This is a genomic window from Pseudomonas sp. Colony2, from assembly GCF_019382755.1.
In the GTDB taxonomy this organism is placed as follows: Bacteria; Pseudomonadota; Gammaproteobacteria; order Pseudomonadales; family Pseudomonadaceae; genus Aquipseudomonas.
Map to the genome: position 1 here is coordinate 4,965,217 of NZ_CP080030.1, position 17,355 is coordinate 4,982,571.

General features: G+C 63.6%; 16 protein-coding genes. 7 read left to right on the forward strand and 9 right to left on the reverse strand.

From position 1 onward, the window contains the following. Positions 1 to 21: 21 nt before the first annotated feature. The 4 genes from JV201_RS19690 to JV201_RS19705 all read right to left on the reverse strand — a co-directional run bounded on the left by JV201_RS19690 (position 22) and on the right by JV201_RS19705 (position 4,953). On the reverse strand, positions 22 to 1,530 hold the full coding sequence (locus tag JV201_RS19690) for an MDR family MFS transporter (RefSeq protein ID WP_219405949.1): 1,509 nt from the start codon (positions 1,528 to 1,530) through the stop codon (positions 22 to 24). Continuing rightward, the gene (locus JV201_RS19695; RefSeq protein ID WP_219405950.1) at positions 1,520 to 2,650 is read right to left on the reverse strand and encodes an HlyD family secretion protein; all 1,131 of its coding nucleotides are present in this window, start codon (positions 2,648 to 2,650) and stop codon (positions 1,520 to 1,522) included. Before JV201_RS19695 ends, JV201_RS19690 begins: the two co-directional genes overlap by 11 nt. Then, positions 2,647 to 4,095, reverse strand: coding sequence for an efflux transporter outer membrane subunit (locus JV201_RS19700; protein WP_003208173.1), 1,449 nt, complete (start codon positions 4,093 to 4,095; stop codon positions 2,647 to 2,649). The genes JV201_RS19695 and JV201_RS19700 overlap by 4 nt, the downstream gene beginning before the upstream one ends. Before the next feature lie 114 nt (positions 4,096 to 4,209). Beyond that, positions 4,210 to 4,953, reverse strand: a complete 744-nt coding sequence (locus JV201_RS19705) for a helix-turn-helix domain-containing protein (RefSeq protein WP_003208174.1) — start codon at positions 4,951 to 4,953, stop codon at positions 4,210 to 4,212. A gap of 161 nt (positions 4,954 to 5,114) precedes the next feature. Between JV201_RS19705 and JV201_RS19710 the strand changes: the two genes are divergently transcribed. From JV201_RS19710 to JV201_RS19725, 4 genes are all read left to right on the forward strand, one after another. Then, a complete protein-coding gene (locus tag JV201_RS19710) occupies positions 5,115 to 5,915 on the forward strand; it encodes a glucose 1-dehydrogenase (protein WP_003208175.1) in 801 nt (266 codons plus the stop codon). Beyond that, positions 5,908 to 7,734, forward strand: a complete 1,827-nt coding sequence (locus JV201_RS19715; RefSeq protein ID WP_219405951.1) for a glycoside hydrolase family 15 protein — start codon at positions 5,908 to 5,910, stop codon at positions 7,732 to 7,734. The genes JV201_RS19710 and JV201_RS19715 overlap by 8 nt, the downstream gene beginning before the upstream one ends. Positions 7,735 to 7,870: 136 nt before the next feature. Then, positions 7,871 to 8,332, forward strand: coding sequence for a cysteine hydrolase family protein (locus tag JV201_RS19720; RefSeq protein WP_102605374.1), 462 nt, complete (start codon positions 7,871 to 7,873; stop codon positions 8,330 to 8,332). 456 nt (positions 8,333 to 8,788) lie between these two features. Then, complete coding sequence (locus JV201_RS19725; protein ID WP_032899294.1) at positions 8,789 to 9,697, forward strand: alpha/beta fold hydrolase; 909 nt, start codon at positions 8,789 to 8,791, stop codon at positions 9,695 to 9,697. On the opposite strand, the gene JV201_RS19730 is transcribed toward JV201_RS19725, so the two are convergent. From JV201_RS19730 to JV201_RS19740, 3 genes are all read right to left on the reverse strand, one after another. Next, positions 9,675 to 11,870 carry an ATP-binding protein gene (locus JV201_RS19730; RefSeq protein WP_219405952.1) on the reverse strand — a complete coding sequence of 732 codons (2,196 nt, stop codon included), beginning with the start codon at positions 11,868 to 11,870 and terminating at the stop codon, positions 9,675 to 9,677. The two genes, JV201_RS19725 and JV201_RS19730, sit on opposite strands and share 23 nt — an antisense overlap. Then, positions 11,867 to 12,454: a biliverdin-producing heme oxygenase gene (locus JV201_RS19735; RefSeq protein ID WP_087695343.1), complete on the reverse strand. Its 588-nt coding sequence runs from the start codon at positions 12,452 to 12,454 to the stop codon at positions 11,867 to 11,869. The genes JV201_RS19730 and JV201_RS19735 overlap by 4 nt, the downstream gene beginning before the upstream one ends. A gap of 131 nt (positions 12,455 to 12,585) precedes the next feature. Beyond that, positions 12,586 to 13,554, reverse strand: coding sequence for a GlxA family transcriptional regulator (locus JV201_RS19740; RefSeq protein ID WP_219405953.1), 969 nt, complete (start codon positions 13,552 to 13,554; stop codon positions 12,586 to 12,588). Between the two features lie 90 nt (positions 13,555 to 13,644). Here JV201_RS19740 and inhA point away from each other — a divergent pair, with 90 nt between their 5' ends. Beyond that, positions 13,645 to 14,325: an isonitrile hydratase gene (gene inhA, locus JV201_RS19745; RefSeq protein WP_219405954.1), complete on the forward strand. Its 681-nt coding sequence runs from the start codon at positions 13,645 to 13,647 to the stop codon at positions 14,323 to 14,325. On the opposite strand, the gene JV201_RS19750 is transcribed toward inhA, so the two are convergent. Next, positions 14,322 to 14,663 carry an antibiotic biosynthesis monooxygenase gene (locus tag JV201_RS19750; protein WP_003208192.1) on the reverse strand — a complete coding sequence of 114 codons (342 nt, stop codon included), beginning with the start codon at positions 14,661 to 14,663 and terminating at the stop codon, positions 14,322 to 14,324. The genes inhA and JV201_RS19750 overlap by 4 nt on opposite strands. A 27-nt stretch (positions 14,664 to 14,690) precedes the next feature. After that, positions 14,691 to 15,320, reverse strand: coding sequence for a LysE family translocator (locus JV201_RS19755; RefSeq protein ID WP_087695340.1), 630 nt, complete (start codon positions 15,318 to 15,320; stop codon positions 14,691 to 14,693). 94 nt (positions 15,321 to 15,414) lie between these two features. On the opposite strand from JV201_RS19755, the gene JV201_RS19760 reads away from it, so the two are divergent. Together JV201_RS19760 and JV201_RS19765 are read left to right on the forward strand one after the other, a co-directional pair. After that, entirely contained in the window at positions 15,415 to 16,740 is a 1,326-nt protein-coding gene (locus tag JV201_RS19760; protein ID WP_219405955.1) for a PLP-dependent aminotransferase family protein, read from the forward strand. A gap of 302 nt (positions 16,741 to 17,042) precedes the next feature. Continuing rightward, positions 17,043 to 17,345 carry a DUF6124 family protein gene (locus JV201_RS19765; RefSeq protein ID WP_219405956.1) on the forward strand — a complete coding sequence of 101 codons (303 nt, stop codon included), beginning with the start codon at positions 17,043 to 17,045 and terminating at the stop codon, positions 17,343 to 17,345. Positions 17,346 to 17,355 lie beyond the last annotated feature (10 nt).

Consider the following 17,355-nt stretch of genomic DNA (forward strand, 5'->3'; position numbering starts at 1 on the left):
GAGTCACCCACAGCACTGCCCCTAGATACGCCGCAACATCAACGCCGCCACCCCACACGCCGCCAACGCCACGCACGCCAGAAAGAACGCATCACTGTAAGCCATCAAAAACGCCTGATGACGAACACTCTGGTCCAGCAGGTTCAGCACCACCTGATGTTCCGGCAATTGATCCTGCAGCACCCCGCCAGGCAAGCGCTGTTGCAAGGTCGGGTCAAACAGCGTCACCGACTCGCCAATACGCGCCGAATGCACCCGCTCGCGCACCACCACCAATTGCGCCAGCAGCGCCGTGCCAACCGCGCCCCCCAGGTTGCGCAGCATCGAGAACACCGCCGACGCCGACCCCGCCTGCGCCTTGGCCAGCCCATGCACCGCAAGCACCGACAACGCCACCATGATCAGCGGCTGGCCCATGCCGCGCACCACGATCGAGGGCACGATCACATTGCTGGCGCTGTCCGCCGACAAGTGCGCACCCATCCAGCAGCCCAAAGCCATGATCGCGAACCCCGAAGCCACCAGCATTTTGGCGCTGACCCACTTCATCAGGCGCGGCAAAAACGGCGCCATGATCAGTTGCACCAGACCATACGCGATCAGGCTCACGCCAATTTCGCTGGCGTTGTAGTGCTGCAATTGCGACAGGTAGTTGGGCACCAGGAACACCAGGCCATAGGTACTGGCGCCGAAGATAAACATCGCCACGCTGGCCACCCCAAAGTTGTAGTGGCCCAACAGTCGCAGGTTGATAAAGGCGTGCGCGCCCCATAATTGCCGGGCAACGAAGCCGATCAGGCCCACCACCGCCAGCAGTGTCATCCACACGATAAAGGGCGAGCCGAACCAGTCCTTGCGCCCGCCCTCCTCCAGCACGATCTGCAACGCACCCAGGCCCAGCACCATGCAGCCGATACCCAGCCAGTCGCCCTGGCGCAGCAGGCCCAACTGCATCGGCTGGCGGTCAATGGACCAGGCCACCGCCGCCAGCAACGCGATCCCCGGGAACAGTTGCAGGTAGAAGATCCAGCGCCAGGAATACGCATCGGTCAGCCAGCCGCCAATCGACGGCCCGGCGGCCTGGGCCACACTGTTGGCCAGGCTGAACAAGGCCATGCCCAGCGGGATCTTGCTGGGCGGCAGCTCGGTGATGATCAGTTGGAATGACAAGGGAATCAGCACCGCCCCGGCCGCGCCCTGCACCACCCGGATCAGGATCATCACTTGCAGGTTGGGCGACAGCGAACACGCCACCGAGGCCACCAGGAATATCCCCGAGCCCCACAGCATCACCCGGCGCAGGGAAAACACCTGCACCAGCCACGCGGTGAGGGGAATCATGATGATCTCCGCCACCAGGTAAGCGGTGGAAATCCACGAACCCTCCTCAAACGTCGCGCCCAGTGCACCTTCGATTTCCGGCAGTGCGGCGCTGGTGACGTGCACGTTCATCCCGGCCATGAAGCAGCCGAACAGCCCGCCAATCACCGCGACCCAGGCGCGAAACGGCACACGCCCTTCAGCCTCCATGGACGTGCTCCTGGCTGGCGGCAGGGCGGGTGTCAACCGTGGCAATCACCGACATGCCCGGCAGTACCCGCGACTCACCGGGTTCCAGGCGAATCTTTACCGGAAACCGCTGGACGATCTTGGTGAAGTTGCCGGTGGCGTTGTCCGGCGGCAACAGCGCGAACACCGCACCGGAGCCGGGGGCGATGCTTTCCACTTTGCCGTGCCAATGTGCGCCGGCAAAACTGTCCACCGCGATTTCCACCGACTGCCCCGGCGCCATGTGCTGCAACTGGGTTTCCTTGTAGTTGGCAATCACATAGGCCTGCTCCACCGGCACCACCGCTAACAGCGGCAGGCCGGGCATCACGTATTGCTGGCGCCGGACCTTGCGCTGGCCCACCACGCCGTCAAAAGGCGCGCGGATCTCGGTGTCCTTCAACGCATTGCGGGCCAGCGCGAGGTTGGCCTGGGCCTCGCCGATGCGTGCCTGATGCTCGACGATTTGCGCCTGCGCCTGTTGCCGGCGTCCCTTCAAGACCTGCAACTGCGCCTGCTGCCGCGCGACCTGGGCGCTCGCCTGGGCCAGGGCCGCCTGGGCCTTGGCCTGGCTGGCGCTGACGGTTTCCAGGTGCTGGGCGCTGGCCACCTGTTGCGCGACCAATTCACGATAACGCTGGTAATCGAGCCGCGCGCGCCGGGCTTCGGCCTCGCCACTGCTCAGTTCCGCCCGGGCCTGGGCGATGCGTTGCTGTTGCTCGCCCATTTGCGCGTCGAGGGTTTGCACCGATGCCTGCTGTGCGCTCGCTGCTGCTTGCGCCTGTTGCAGTTGCGCCTGGGCGCTGTTCAGACGCTCGGTGAAATCCCGCTCATCGATACGCACCAGCACATCCCCGGCCTTGACCGGCTGGTTATCTTCCACCAGCACCTGGGCTACATACCCGGCAATTCGCGGGCTGATAGCGACCCAATCAGCGCGCACATAGGCATCGTCGGTTTCTTCAAGAAAACGCCCCCATTGCCACCAGTACCCGGCAAAGGTTGCCAGCCCCACCAGCGTCGCGAGGGAAGCCGTGGTCACCAGGGCGCGACGATGACGTTGCATAACGGTCAGGCGAATGGGTTCAACAGCCTGGTTCATGGTTTGGCTCCATTGACAGCGACAGATAAGGGGGCGGTTGGATCGTCACGCTGCCAGCCGCCACCGAGGGCCTGGAACAGGTCGATCTGGCGGTTGATCAAGCGCAGGTCGGACTCGGCCACGCGGGCTTCAAGGCCCACCAGGCTGCGTTCGCTGTCCAGCAGTTGCAGGGCATCCAGCGCGCCGGAATGGTAGCCGCGGGAGGCCAGGTCGAAGGCGCGGCGGTTGTTGTCCAGGGCGGCGGCCAGGGCCTGCCCACGCTGCTGTTCGCCCTGGTACAGGGCCATGGCCTGCTCCACCTGCTTCAGTGCGTTGAGCACCGTACCGTCAAACCGTGCCAGGGCCTGGCGCGCTTCGGCCTGGCTCTGCCTGACCCGCGCCTGGGCGACCTGCCGGTTGGGAAAGCGCCAGGACACCAGCGGCCCGACGGAATACACCGTGGCGTAGCGGTCCCCGAGTTTGCCCAGGCTGCTGGCGGACGAACCGAGCATCGCGCCGAAGGTGATCCGCGGGTAAAGCTCGGCGCGGGACAGGCCCACCGTCAAGGTGGCTGCGCGCAATTGCCCTTCGGCGCGGCGGATGTCCGGCCGCCGTTGCAGCAGTGCCCAACCCTCGCCCACCGGCAAAGGCGCCTGCAACTGCGGGGCCTGGGTACAGCTGCGTGGCGTGACCTGCTCCGGCGGCAACCCGCTGAGCACGGCCAACTCATACAGCGCGCTGCTGCGCCGGGCCGTGAACATCGGCAACGGTGCCCGGGTTTCTTCCAGCAACCCTTGCAGGCGCGCCAGGTCGAGTTGCGTGGCCGCGCCGGCCTTTTGCAGCTTCTGCGTGACCGCGACGCTCTGCTCCAGCAGCTGCACCGAGTGCGCCTGCACCTGTTCGCGCACACCATAGACGCAGGCCTGGGCATAGGCGCGGGCCGTCTGCGCGGCCACCGTCACCCGCAGCTCATCCTCCAGCGCCCGCGCCACCTGGGCATCCGCCCGTGCCGCAGCGATGCGATAACGTACCTCGCCCCACAAATCGAGGGTGTAGCTCAGGGAAAACTCAGGGGTGTGGCTCCATTCGGCACCGGCATGACGGTTAGTCGCCTGGGCCAGCGTCTGGTCATCGCGGCTGCGACCGTAGGCCAGGCCATAATCCAGGGAAGTCGACGGCAGGCGCTCGCCGTCTGCCTGTTCCAGCTGCGCCAGCAACGCATCGACATGGGCGGCGGCGGCTTCGAGGTCTTTGTTCTGGTGCAGGGCCCGCGCCACCAGGGCGTCCAGTTGCGGGTCGCGGTACAGCTGCCACCAACGGGCGGGCAACGCCTCGGCCGACTCGGCGGAGAGCCGCGGTGCAGGCTGCGCCGTGACGGTCGACGGTTGACCGGGCACACCAGTGCACCCGGCCAGCACACTCAACAGGGCGATGGGCATCCATGGGTGAAAAGAAGGGCTGTGCATCACAAGGCTCGCTCAAGAAGGAGCCTTGCAGATTAGGCAGATGGCCTGTCCGATTCGCCCGCGTCAGGGCCATGTATCGTCGCTAAACAGACAATAGCGTTACCTGACGCAACACTAAACTCCGGGCCGAAAATGACTTGGCGGATAACCCAGCGACTTGCGAAACATCGCACTGAACGCACTCGGGCTCTGGTAACCATGCTCCAGCGCCACCTCCAGGATCGACACGCCCTGGGCCAGCAACTTCAAGCTCAGGGCCAACCGCGCACGCTTGCGCCATTCACCGAAACTCATGCCCAACTCCCGCTGGAACACCCGGCTCAGGGTGCGGGCGCTCATGTTCAGGCTGTCGGCCCAGGATTCCAGGCTGCTGTCGTCAGAAGGGTTGCGGATGAAATGCGTGCACAGCCTGGCCAGCCGTGCTTCGCCGGGCACCGGCACGTGCATCGCCACAACCGGCGCGGCGAGCAGTTCCATGCGGATCAACTCGATCATGGCCTGCAGACGCGGGCTGTGGTGCCCGGCAATCTGCGTGGCGGCGACGATCAGCTCCCGCAGCAATGCCGACACTTCAATCACCTGGCAGGTGCGCCCCAGCCCCGGCTCGGCCTCGGGCATGAGGAACAGCGTGCGCATATGCACCTCGCCGGCCATGCGGATCTCGTGCGGGGTTCCGGCCGGCACCCACAGCGCATGCCCGGACGGCACCAGCCAACTGCCTTGGGCGGTGCTGACCACCATCACCCCGGACACGCCGTGGATCAATTGCGCCTGGGCGTGGCAATGAGGATGCACCACGTCATCGTTGCGGTAGTTGTCGGCGTAGGCTTCAAGCCAGGGGCGGGGTGGGCTGTTCATCGGCTGAGGTCTCGCATCAATCAAGCGTCGATTCTAGCGAAAAGTCCTGTGGCAAAAACGATAGATATAGACAGCCATCGTCGCATTCCAGACAGCCGGTGAACTTGTGGGCCGCCCCGCCAGTCAGCTAGTTGGGCACTCTGAAAAAGGTTGGGTGGGCAATGCGCATTTCGTTGGAGCAACAAGTGGCGCTGGTGACTGGCGCCAGTTCCGGAATCGGCGCGGGGGCCGCCAAGGCCCTGGCCGAGGCCGGAGCCGCCGTGGTACTGAACTACAACGCCCAGGCGGCGCCGGCTGAAGCACTGGCGGCGCAGATCAACGCCAACGGCGGCCGGGCCATTGCGATTGGCGCCGACGTGTCGAAAGAGGCCGATGTGGAGCGCCTGTTTGCCCAGACCCTTGATGCCTTCGGGCACCTGGACATCCTGGTGGCCAACTCGGGCATGCAGAAAGACGCCGCTGCCGTGGACATGACCCTCGACGACTGGAACACCGTGATCGGCGTCAACCTCACCGGCCAGTTCCTCTGCGCCCGCGCCGCGTTGCGCATCTTCAACCGCCAGGGCATCCGCGAAGGTGTTTCCCGGGCCGCCGGGAAGATTATCCACATGAGTTCGGTGCACCAGGTGATTCCCTGGGCCGGGCACGTGAACTACGCCGCGTCCAAGGGCGGCGTGGAAATGCTGATGCGCACCCTGGCCCAGGAAGTCAGCCAGCAGCGCATCCGCATTAACGGCGTTGCGCCGGGAGCGATCCGCACGGCCATCAACCGCGCCGCCACCGAAGGCGCGGCCGAAGTGGAACTGCTCAAGTTGATTCCCTATGGCCGCGTGGGTGACGTCGAAGACGTGGCCAACGCGGTGGTGTGGCTGGCCAGTGATGCCTCCGACTACGTGGTGGGCAGCACCCTGTTCATTGATGGCGGCATGAGCCTTTATCCGGAGTTTCGTGGCAATGGTTGATCTGAAAAACGAACCACAAAGTGCCATTGATGCCCACGGCATCATCGGCGACATGCGCAGTGCAGCGCTGGTGAACGACAAAGGCAGCATCGATTTTTTCTGCTGGCCGGAGTTCGACAGCCCCTCCATCTTTTGCTCATTGCTGGACTCCCCCGCCGCCGGCATCTTCCAGCTCACGCCGGACCTGCCCGACGCCCGCCGCGAGCAGATCTACCTGCCCGACACCAACGTGCTGCAAACCCGCTGGTTGAGTAATGACGCGGTGGTGGAAATTACCGATTTCTTGACCGTCAGTGAAGAAGTTGACGACCTGCCGATCCTGATTCGGCGGGTGCGGGTGGTCAGCGGCAAAGCGAGCATCCATATGCGCTGCGCAGTGCGTCATGACTACGCCCGCGCACAGACCCGGGCCACTCAAGATGACGGCGACGTGTTGTTTGAGGCCGCAGACCAACCCGGCCTGCGCCTGACCAGCAGCCACACCCTGCAGTTGGATGGCGACGCTGCCGTAGCATCCTTTGAACTCGGCCAGGAAGAAGGCGCCGAGTTTGTCCTCGGCGGGCTGGACGATGCCGGAGTCAAAAACGACTGCACCGACCTGTGCCTGGAGCGCACCCTGAAGTTCTGGCGCGGCTGGATTTCCCAATCCAACTACCGTGGGCGCTGGCGCGAGATGGTCAATCGTTCGGCCCTGGCCTTGAAGCTTTTGACCTCGCGCAAACACGGTGCAATCCTCGCTGCCGCCACCTTCGGCCTGCCGGAAACACCCGGCGGCGAGCGCAACTGGGACTACCGCTACACCTGGATCCGCGACGCCTCGTTCACCGTCTACGCGTTCATGCGCCTGGGGTTTATCGAGGAAGCCAACGGCTACATGCGCTGGTTGAAAGGCCGGGTGGGTGACTGCTGCGATCAGCCGATGAAAATCAACATCCTGTACGGCATCGACGGCCGCCAGGAACTGCCGGAAACCGAGCTGAGCCACCTCAGCGGCCACGGCGGCGCGCAACCGGTGCGCATCGGCAACGAGGCGTACGACCAGGTGCAACTGGATATCTACGGCGAGTTGATGGACGCGGTATACCTGGTCAACAAATACGGTGAGGCCATCTCCCATGAGGGCTGGAAACACACGGTGGAAGTAGCCGACCAGGTCTGCGAAACCTGGAACCACAAAGACGTCGGCATCTGGGAAATGCGCGGTGAGCAGCATCACTTCCTGCACTCAAGGCTGATGTGCTGGGTGGCCCTGGACCGGGCGATTCGACTGGCGTCCAAGCGCTCGCTACCGGCGCCGTTTGCCCGTTGGGACCAGACTCGCCAGGCGATTTATGCCGATATCTGGAGCAACTTCTGGAACGAAGAACGCGGCCACTTCGTGCAGCATATCGGCAGCACCGCGCTGGATGGCTCGATGCTGTTGATGCCACTGGTGCGCTTCGTTGCGGCGACAGACCCGCGCTGGTTGTCGACACTGGAGGCGATCCAGAAAAGCCTGGTGCGTGACGGCATGGTCTACCGCTACCGCAACGACGACAGCCAGATTGATGGGCTACAAGGCACCGAGGGCGCGTTTGCAGCGTGCTCGTTCTGGTACGTGGAATGCCTGGCCCGGGCCGGGCAAGTGGAGAAGGCGCATCTGGAGTTTGAACAGTTGCTGCGCTATGCCAACCCGCTGGGGTTGTATGCCGAAGAGTTTGATAACCAGGCACGGCATTTGGGGAATACGCCGCAGGCGTTGAGCCATTTGGCGCTGATCAGCGCGGCAACGTTCCTGGACCGGAAGTTGAGTGGGGTGAAGACGGTTTGGCAGCCTTGAGCCCGAGCACAATCTGAAGGCAATTGAGTAACCTTGTGGGAGCTGGCTTGCCTGCTCCCACATGACCGCGCCAGACTTGGAGACGAGGTGTACCCGGTGCACAATGCGTGGTCCTTCGATCTATACCAGGATGCCAATGCGCCAAGTCCTACTGATCATCGATGTACAACCCTCCTTCGCCCCGCCCGACTGGCTGGTAATCGGTATCAACGCCTTGCTGGGTCGCATGCCGTCAGTGGCCACCGTAGAGCGCCACGACGAAAGCATCACCCCGTTCGCCCGCCAACTCGGCTGGCAGCCGGCGCCCGACGACGACAGCCTGATCGCCGCTGACCATATCTTCATCAAACACGGCTATGCGCCCACGCCCGAGACCATCAGCCACCTGAAAAGCCTCGCGCCGGACCGAGTGCTGGTGTGTGGCATCCAGACTGATACCTGTGTGCTGGCGGCCGGGTTTGCGTTGTTTGATGCCGGATTACAGCCCACGCTGATCAGCGATTTGACCGTGGGTTCGTCGCTGGATCGCTCGGGGAAACTGGGCGCGGATTTGTGGCGGCATCACTTTAAACACGTCATCACCCACGCAGAGATTTAAGTCAGCCCCTCACTGTGGCGAGGGAGCTTGCTCCCGCTGGGTCGCGAAGCGGCCCCAAAAAGCTCAACGCCATCTAACTCAAAGAACACAGTCAACAAAACCTGGGGCTGCTGCGCAGCCCAACGGGAGCAAGCTCCCTCGCCACAGGTTGTTTGGCAAACATCATTGTTGACACAAGGCTCGTATTGATCGGCGCTCTGCCGACGCATTACTCGGCGTCACTGCCAGCCTGGTCGCCGACGGAAACATCAGTCACGTTAGAGGCCACGTTGTATCGCGGGCCAATGGAAGTCGAGGGCGGCGAGTGGATGTGCCAGGTGCGCGACCCTTGGGGTAATTGCATCGGCTTGCGCCAGGCCGGTCTAGACAAGTCAAGCAATTGCAGCCTTTCGAACCACACTCGGTAACCCGCTTGGTCTACAGTTCCAACACTTTCCCTCCACCCTCGGAGCCTCCATGCCTACCCTTCACATCCGCACGCCCATGCTCGATATCGCTTACGAAACCCATGGCCCGGAAGGCGGTGAGGTGGTGATCCTGCTGCATGGCTTCCCCTACGACCCTCGTGGCTATGACGAGATCGCCCCGGTGGTCGCCGCACGTGGCTACCGGGTATTGGTGCCATACCTGCGCGGCTATGGCCCGACGCGCTTTATCAACGATCAGGTGATGCGCTCCGGCCAACAAGCAGCGCTGGCCAAGGATTTGCTGGATTTCATGGATGCCCTGTCCATCGAAAAAGCCACGCTGGTGGGCTATGACTGGGGCGGACGCGCGGCGTGTATCGTTGCGGCGCTTTGGCCTGAACGGGTGCGCGGCCTGGTGACGGGCGATGGCTACAACATTCAGGATATCGCTGCGTCGACCAAGCCTCGGGCGCCGGAAACAGAACATCGGCTGTGGTATCAGTTTTACCTTCATACCCAGCGCGGCGTCGACGGCTTGACCGCCAATCGTCGCGAGTTCTGCCAGTTACTGTGGGCGCTCTGGTCGCCGTCCTGGGCCGAAGGGCCGAGCCTGTATGGCAAGACAGCGCCCTCGTTTGATAACCCGGATTTTGTCGAGGTGGTGGTCCATTCCTACCGGCACCGCTTCATGTACGCACCGGGTGACCCGGCGCTGGAAAGCATCGAGCAGGCCCTGGTGCAGCCACCGCCGATTTCAGTACCGAGCATCTCGTTGTGCGGCGCTGATGACGGCGTAGGTCCGGCTCCGGTCGAAGATGACGACCTGGAAAATTTCAGCGGGTTTTATCGGCGCGAGGTGTTGGCCGGCGTGGGCCACAACATTCCCCAGGAGGCGCCCCAGGCAACCCTTGAGGCGATTTTCGAGCTGCTGAGCCTCAGCCCCCAGCCGAAATCCTGAAGCTGAACACGCTGCCCTGCCCCACCACGCTTTCAGCCCACAGGGTGCCGCCGTGGGCTTCGACGATGCCGTGGGAGATGTACAACCCCAGCCCGCTGCCGGTGGGGTTGCCCTCGCGTGAGGTCCAGTAGCGGTCGAAAATATACGGCAGTTGCGCCGGGTCGATGCCGATGCCGTTGTCGCATACCCGAAACAGCACTTCGTCCCCCGCCGCCTCGGCAATCACCTCGATCACTCCGCCCAGCGGGGTGAATTTCAGGGCGTTGCCCAGCAGGTTGGAAAACACCTGGAACAAGCGCTCCGGGTCGGCCTGGGCACTCAGCCCGTCCACTGAGCGCCAAGTCAGGTCCACACCCTTGGCGGCCGCCAGCGGTTGCCACATCGAACAGATCTGGTCCAGGGTTGCCGCCACATCGAGCCGTTGCAGCGAAACGCTGTAGCGCCCGGCCTCGATGCGCGAAATATCGATCAGGTCTTCCAGCAGCGTGTTCATGCGGGCGGTGGCGTTTTGCATGGTTTCAATCGCGGTGGAGAGGCGCCGGTTCGCCTTGTTGTCCTCGGCGGGCACCATGCTGCGCATCATCCCGCATTGCATCAGCAGGATGGTCAGCGGGCTGCGCAGGTCATGGGAGACCACCGCCACCAGCTCGTCACGCGCCCGCACCGCAGCATGTTCGCGTTGCACCTGGCGCGCCAGGTCATGCTCCAGGGCATTGCGCCGCAGGCTCTCCGCCGCCTGTAGCTCCGACAGCGACCAATACAGCGCCTTGCCATCGACCTGCTGCTTCCACAACTCAAACGACAGGCGCGGGCTCAAGGTCGTGCTGCCCGGTTCCTGATGTTTGACCGGCTGGCCGCTCCACTCCACCGAAGACTGGACCTCCGGGCGAAACCACATCACCGCGTTGTCCACCGGCTTGGGCAGGCAGAACGCCAACAGGCCGCTGGCATGGGCCTGGTAGGCCGCCGCCGGGGGAAAGTCCACCGACAATTGATGGCTGTGCACCACGCCTTTGCCCTGCCCGCGCACCCACTGGTACAAGGCGTGGATCTCAGCACGTGCAGGGCAAACGCCGAACACATGCAGGCGCTCTTCCACCCGAATCGCCAGGCCACCGGCGGCGGTCAGGTTCAGCAGCGTTTGCGCATAGGGCAACAGGCTTTCCATCACATCGCACTGGTCCGCGGTCATGGCGGCGACCAACTCTTCGACCATGGCGGCCTTGTGACGTTGTTGGCGGCGCTCCTGCTGCTCCTGGAGCAACGTGATCTGCATCGACAACAACTGGCCGATGCTGGTGCACGCCGTGCGCAGTTCATGGGGCACGCGCAACGGCTCACGGTGGCCACAGGTGATCAGGCCCCAGAGCTGGTCGTCCTTGAGCAGCGAAATGCTCATGGACGAACGCACGCCCATGTTCTTCAAATAATGGCAGTGCACCGGGGACACGCTGCGCAACACGGCGAAGCTGAGGTCCAGGGGCTGGCCGTTGTCGGGGCGCAGGGCCGGCAGGATCGGCACCGGCTGGTACTCAGCGTCGGGAATCGCGCGGATCCAGTTCAGCCGGTACAGCTCGCGGGCCTGGGGCGGGATGTCCGACGCGGGAAAACATAATCCCAGGTACGGCTGCATGCCGTCACTGAGGGCCTCGCCAATCACTTTGCCGTGGCCTTCCTGCTCGAAGCGGTACAAGGTGACCCGGTCATAACCGGTGAGGCTACGAATCTCGGTCACGCTGATCTGGTACAAGCTGTCGAGCGTCTTCGCCGACTGCAAGCGGCGCAGCGTTCGGGACAGCTGCTTCACAGCGCTGTGCTCAAGCGTGAGGCTCCGCTCCAGTTCGAGAAACAGCAGGCCTTGATGACGATGCAGCAGGATGTCGTAGGCGTAGCCATCCAGCGTCAGTTGATGCACATCCTCCTCAAAGGCGTCCAGGTCTGCCAGGGCACGACTCACCTGTACTGCCGCTTCGCTGCCCAGCACATTGGCCAGCGCCTGGCCCGACAGGCGTTGCGCGTCCAGGCCCAGCGCGCCGCTCAGGTTGCTGCTGGCTTGCAGCACCTCAAGCGCCGGTTCGCTCAGCGTCAACAACAACCCGTGAGGCTGGATCGAGCCGGGGATATCGATGGGCTCGCTGGCGCAATCGTCGATCAGCGTATCGACCGTGGTCATCGCAGCACCCCGCAGCGGTCCAGCCACTGCTCGAAACACAGGAAGGTCGACTCGGCGACCTTCACCGCCTCCACGCGCTCGTACGCGGTTCGCAGCGGGTAAAGGCACGCCAGAAAACGCTGCCACAGGGCGCTGGTCTCGGCCCCGTACACATTCATGAACGCGCCGCCATTGGTGGAGCCCACGCCAATCTTGATCTCGATAAGGTCGCGCAACACCTGGCCGCCGAGGGTGGCGCCTTCCAGCACATAGAGGGCGCCCAAGGCCTGGGCCACGTTGGTGATGGCGGGCAGTTCGGGGCATATCGGCAAGGCATCGATCTGCAGGTTTTCCAGGCCCAGCGCCCGCAAATCCGCCTGCAAGTACGGAGTTTTGCTGCGCCGCCCCCACTCCAGGTCCGGGATGATCTCGCCCCACGGCGCCAGGGCGCGCTCCAGCGGTTGATAGAAGCCGTAGTAGGCGCTCATCAACTCGCGGTACAACGCCAGGTCCATGCGGGAAAAAGGCAGCCGAGTGTCGAGGCGTCGATGCAGCGCAGCGGTCGCCGCGCGTAGTTCGACAAGGACAGGAGGTAGTGAATTCATGAGCTGTGCGCACGCCGGGAAGGTTCAAAACCGCGACGTAGAGGCCTGGGATCAAGACACTGCGCAATGGACTGTGAGTAACATAGCACCTTGATACAAAAACGTACCTATTCGTTCAAACAGGCTCGACCTCAACCGGGTGAGGAAAACCGTTCACGGTAGGCCTGGGGTGTGATCGATACCGCTCGCAGGAAGCTGCGGCGCATGGTTTCTTCGCAGCCAAAGCCGCAGTGCACGGCGATGCGCTTGATCGACGCGCTGCTGTCCGCCAATTGCCGGCGGGCGGTTTCCACACGGATCAATTCGACGGCCCTCGCCGGCGTCTGGCCGGTTTCGGCGCGGTAGTGGCGCACGAAGCTGCGCTCGCTCATGCCCGCCTGGGCGGCCAGTGTGGCAACGTTCAAATCGAGGGTCAGGTGTTCGGCGATCCAGGCGTGCAGCTCCGCAAAACGGCTACCGCCCTTTTGCAGGGACATCGTCACGCTGAACTGCGATTGCCCACCGGGGCGCTTGAGAAACACCACCAGGTGCCGCGCCACTTCCAGGGCCACGGCGCGACCCAGGTCCTCCTCCACCAGCGCCAGGCACAAGTCGATACCGGCGGTCACGCCGGCGGAGGTCCACAGGTTGCCCTGCTGGATGAAAATCGGATTGGCCTCCACCGTCAGCTGTGGGTACTTGCGCGCGAGTTCTTCGCAGCGCGTCCAGTGGGTCACCACGCGGCGGCCGTCGAGCAAACCGCTGGCGGCCAGCAGAAAGGCGCCGGTACACACCGAAGTCATGCGTCGGGCCTGGGTGGCTTTTTGCCGAACCCAGTCCACCAGCGCCAGGTCTTCGGCGGCACCGTACACCCCCCAGCCGCCGGCAATCACCAGTGTGTCGCACGGAGCATCGGCAGGCGGCAGTGGCTCGGCCACCAGGGCCAGGCCCGCCGAGGTCATCACCGGCTCGGCCTGGGCGGCAATCACACTGACCGCATAGGGCAACGGCAAACCCTGCTGGCGCGCCAGGTCATTGGCCGAGGCAAACACTTGCAAGGGCCCGGTGACGTCGAGCACCTGCACATTGGGAAAGGCGAGAACGTTGATGATTCTGGGCATGTTGGCGTAATTCGTGGGCTCAATGGCGTATGCGCCAAAGCCTAGGTGACTAGAGTGAAGCCGTCCATCCCTTTATCAGGAGCAGTCCCCATGACCTTGCAGATCGGCTTTTTGTTGTTCCCCGGCATCCAGCAACTGGACCTCACCGGGCCCTACGACGTGTTGGGATCGCTGCCGGATGTGAAACTGCACCTGGTGTGGAAGGACCTCGCGCCGGTCACCTCCAGCACCGGCTTGGTATTTACCCCCAGCACCACTTATGACGAGTGCCCGACGCTGGACGTGATTTGCGTGCCCGGCGGTTCTGGCGTCGGGGCATTGATGGAGGATGAGCAGACCCTGGCGTTTCTCAAGGCACAGGCCCAGACCGCGCGCTATGTGACATCGGTGTGCACCGGCTCCCTGGTGCTGGGTGCCGCGGGCTTGCTGCGCGGGCGTCGCGCGACCACTCACTGGGCCTACCACGACCTGCTCGCACCGCTCGGTGCGATCCCGGTGCAGGAGCGCGTGGTGCGTGACGGCAACCTGTTGACCGGTGGCGGGATTACCGCCGGGATCGACTTTGCCCTGACCCTGGCCGCCGAGCTGTACAGCGAGGCGGCAGCGCAACTGGTGCAGTTGCAGATTGAGTACGCCCCGGCGCCGCCGTTCAATGCTGGCCGGCCGGAAACCGCACCGTCGCATGTACTGGAAGAAGCCCGCAAGCGCACCGCCGAGTCGCGCAAGACCCGGGGTGAAATCGTGGCACGGGCGGCGGCCAGGTTGGGTTAAGCGTTCGCCCGTCCGTGGCGGTCGGCGGGCACCAAATGCCCGATGGTGCCGTCCCCATACGCCCGCTCCACTTTGGAAATCACCACGTGATAACCGCCGTACCAGCGGCGGTATAGGCGCTTGGCTTCCAGGTGGGTCGGGTGGCTGGCAAAGGCGCGAATGGAGGCCTCGTCACGCCAGTAATAACTGGCGTTGATCAACCCGCCATCCGCCGAACGCCACGACTCGGCCCCCACGTATCCCGGCAGCCTTGCTGCCAGTGCGTCGATCAGATTCGTGAGGCGCTGGAACTCGTCATCCCGTTCGCCGGGCTTGTAGATAAAGGCTGCGATGTACATGGGTAACGTCCTTTTATGAGTGATGTTTCACGTCGGGCGAGACATCAATGCCAAGCGCACGGCCAGCACCATCAGCACGGTTGCCAGGCCCCATTTCTGTAAGCCTGCGCTCCCCGGTTTGCCGGCAAAAAACCGGCTAACCGCCCCGCCAAAAATCCCCAGCACGGCATGAAACACACCGCTGATCAGCGTCAGGATGATCCCCAGTTGCACCAGTTGCAGCGCGATGGGGCCCGCCTCGGGGCTGACGAATTGCGGCAGGAACACCATGAAAAACAGCAGCGCCTTGGGGTTGAGCAAACTGTTGAGCATGGCCCGCACAAACACCCGGCCCAGCGGCACGCGGCTGACGTGGGCCGTGTCCAGGGCGGGCGTTTTCTGCAGGGTCTTGAACACCAGCCACAGCAGGTACAACACCCCGGCGTAGCGAATCAGGTCAAAGGCCGGCGGCCAACTGGCGACCAGAGCGGTCACACCGGTTGCGGTCAGTGCCGTGAGCAGCAGGTCCGCCACGCTGATGCCCAACCCGGATGCCACCCCGCCACGCCAGCCATAGGTCACACCGTGGCTGATGACGAAGGCCATGTTCGGGCCCGGGGATAACAACAGCAGCAGGACTGCGCCAGAGAACACAGCCAGGGTTGCGAGGTCGATCATGCTCAAGCCATCCGCCGGGAAAGCCTGTAGATTAATCAGCCCACCTGATACAAACAAAAAATTGATCTAGATACACTTTGCACAGGAACGCACCATGGCTCAGGTCCGCTACAAACTGATCGTCGATGAACTGGCCACGCGGATTCGCGCCGGACAGTTGCCGCCGGGCACCCAGTTGCCGACCCTGCGTAGCCTGATGAACAGCCATCGCATCGCCCTCGCCACTGCCTTGCGGGTGTACAGCGAACTGGAGGCCAGCGGCCTGGTGGTGGGTGAACCGGGACGCGGGACGTTTGTGCGCGACACCACGTTGCTGCGGGGCATGGGCCTGGTGCAACAACCGCTGCAACCGGGCACCGTGGACCTGAGCCTCAACTACCCCTCGTTGCCGGGCCAGGCCGAGATGCTGCGCGACGGTTTGCGTGCCATTGCCGCCTCGGGCGACCTCGATGCGCTGCTGCATTCCGCGCCGCAGGGTGGCCGCGCCCATGAACGACAGACCGCCGCGCGGCACCTGCGCAATCGGCAGATTCGCGTGAGTGGCGAGCAAGTGCTGATCGTCAACGGTGCGCAACAAGGCCTCGCCGTCAGCCTGATGGCGCTGCTGCAACCGGGGGATGTATTGGCGATGGATGCGCTGACGTATCCCGGGTTGAAAACCCTGGCCCAGTCCCAGCGCATCGACCTGGAGCCGCTGCCGCAACCGGCTGGGCATACGGATCTGGATGCGCTGGAGGCTTTGTGCAAACGGCGCCCGGTGCGGGCTTTTTATTGCATGCCCACGTTGCACAATCCGCTGGGCACAGTGATGGGTGAAGCCGACCGCGAGCGCCTTGCAGCGTTGGCTGAACGCTACGATTTTCTACTGATCGAAGACGGCGCCTACGCCTTTCTCGCCGAGCCCGCACCGAAGCCGTTGTTTACTTATGCGCCGCTGCGCACGGTGTATGTGTCTGGCCTTTCGAAGAGTGTGGCGTCGGGGTTGCGGGTGGGGTTTATCGTCGCGCCCCAGGCGTGGGTGCCGGCGCTGGAGCAAGCGATCCGTGTCTCGACCTGGAGCACGCCGACGCTCACGGTAAACCTGGCGTGCCGCTGGATAGAATCCGGTGCAGTGGATGCACTGGAAGAGCACAAGCGCCAGGATGCGCGCCAACGCCAGGCGCTGGCCCGGGAGGTCTTGCGAGGGTGTGAGGTGATTGCGCATCCGGCGTCGTATTACCTGTGGCTGGTGTTGCCGGAAGGTCTGCGGGCGGATGCAGTGGTGGCTGCGCTTGAGGGCCAGGGTGTGCGGGTCACCAGTGCCGAGCCGTTTGCCTGTACGGCCCATGTGCCGCATGCGTTGCGGGTGGCGCTGGGGTCGATTGATTTGGCGACGTTGAGAATAGCCTTGGGGAAAATTCGCGAGGCAATTCGGATATGAATAAAGGGCCAGCAGGGTAAATCCCTTTGATTTGCGGGACATTTCCGAGACAATCTTTCGGCCTTGTGCCTGCCGGAACCGGTGGCTAGTCTTCGCCCCGTCACTGCTCATCAGTGATCGGGTTTAGTCGCCCGGATCCGAAAAGGCGCATGTCCCATCATGAGGTTTYATGGTGGCTGTGCGCAGGGCACCTTCGGGTGCGCCGGKTTTTCCTKWTYRGCCGGTCGACTAACCTGCGTWCAGCCGCCACCCTWCGTTTAGTCGCGAAGGGGTCGGCCCCTTAACCGAAAAGGAGTTACACCATGAATAAACCCGTCCCCGACCCACCCATCGACCTGCTCAAAAACCGCGCCGCGTTCAATCGCGCCCTCGAACACTACCTGCCCTCCCAGGGCTTCCATACCGTCAACGAAGACCTGAGCTTCGAAGACTCCCTGCTCTACACCGCCRRCCTGCTSMRCAGCGCCTCGGCSACCGCSCTCGACTGYGGCGAACWRCTGCAAAGCCCCGAGCGGGCAAAGTTGCTGGCGGTGTGGCATTTGCTGGAAATTGCCAAGACCACCGTCGACCGCTCGATTGAGTGTTTGCACCTGCGCAAGGCTTAGCCGCAACCCC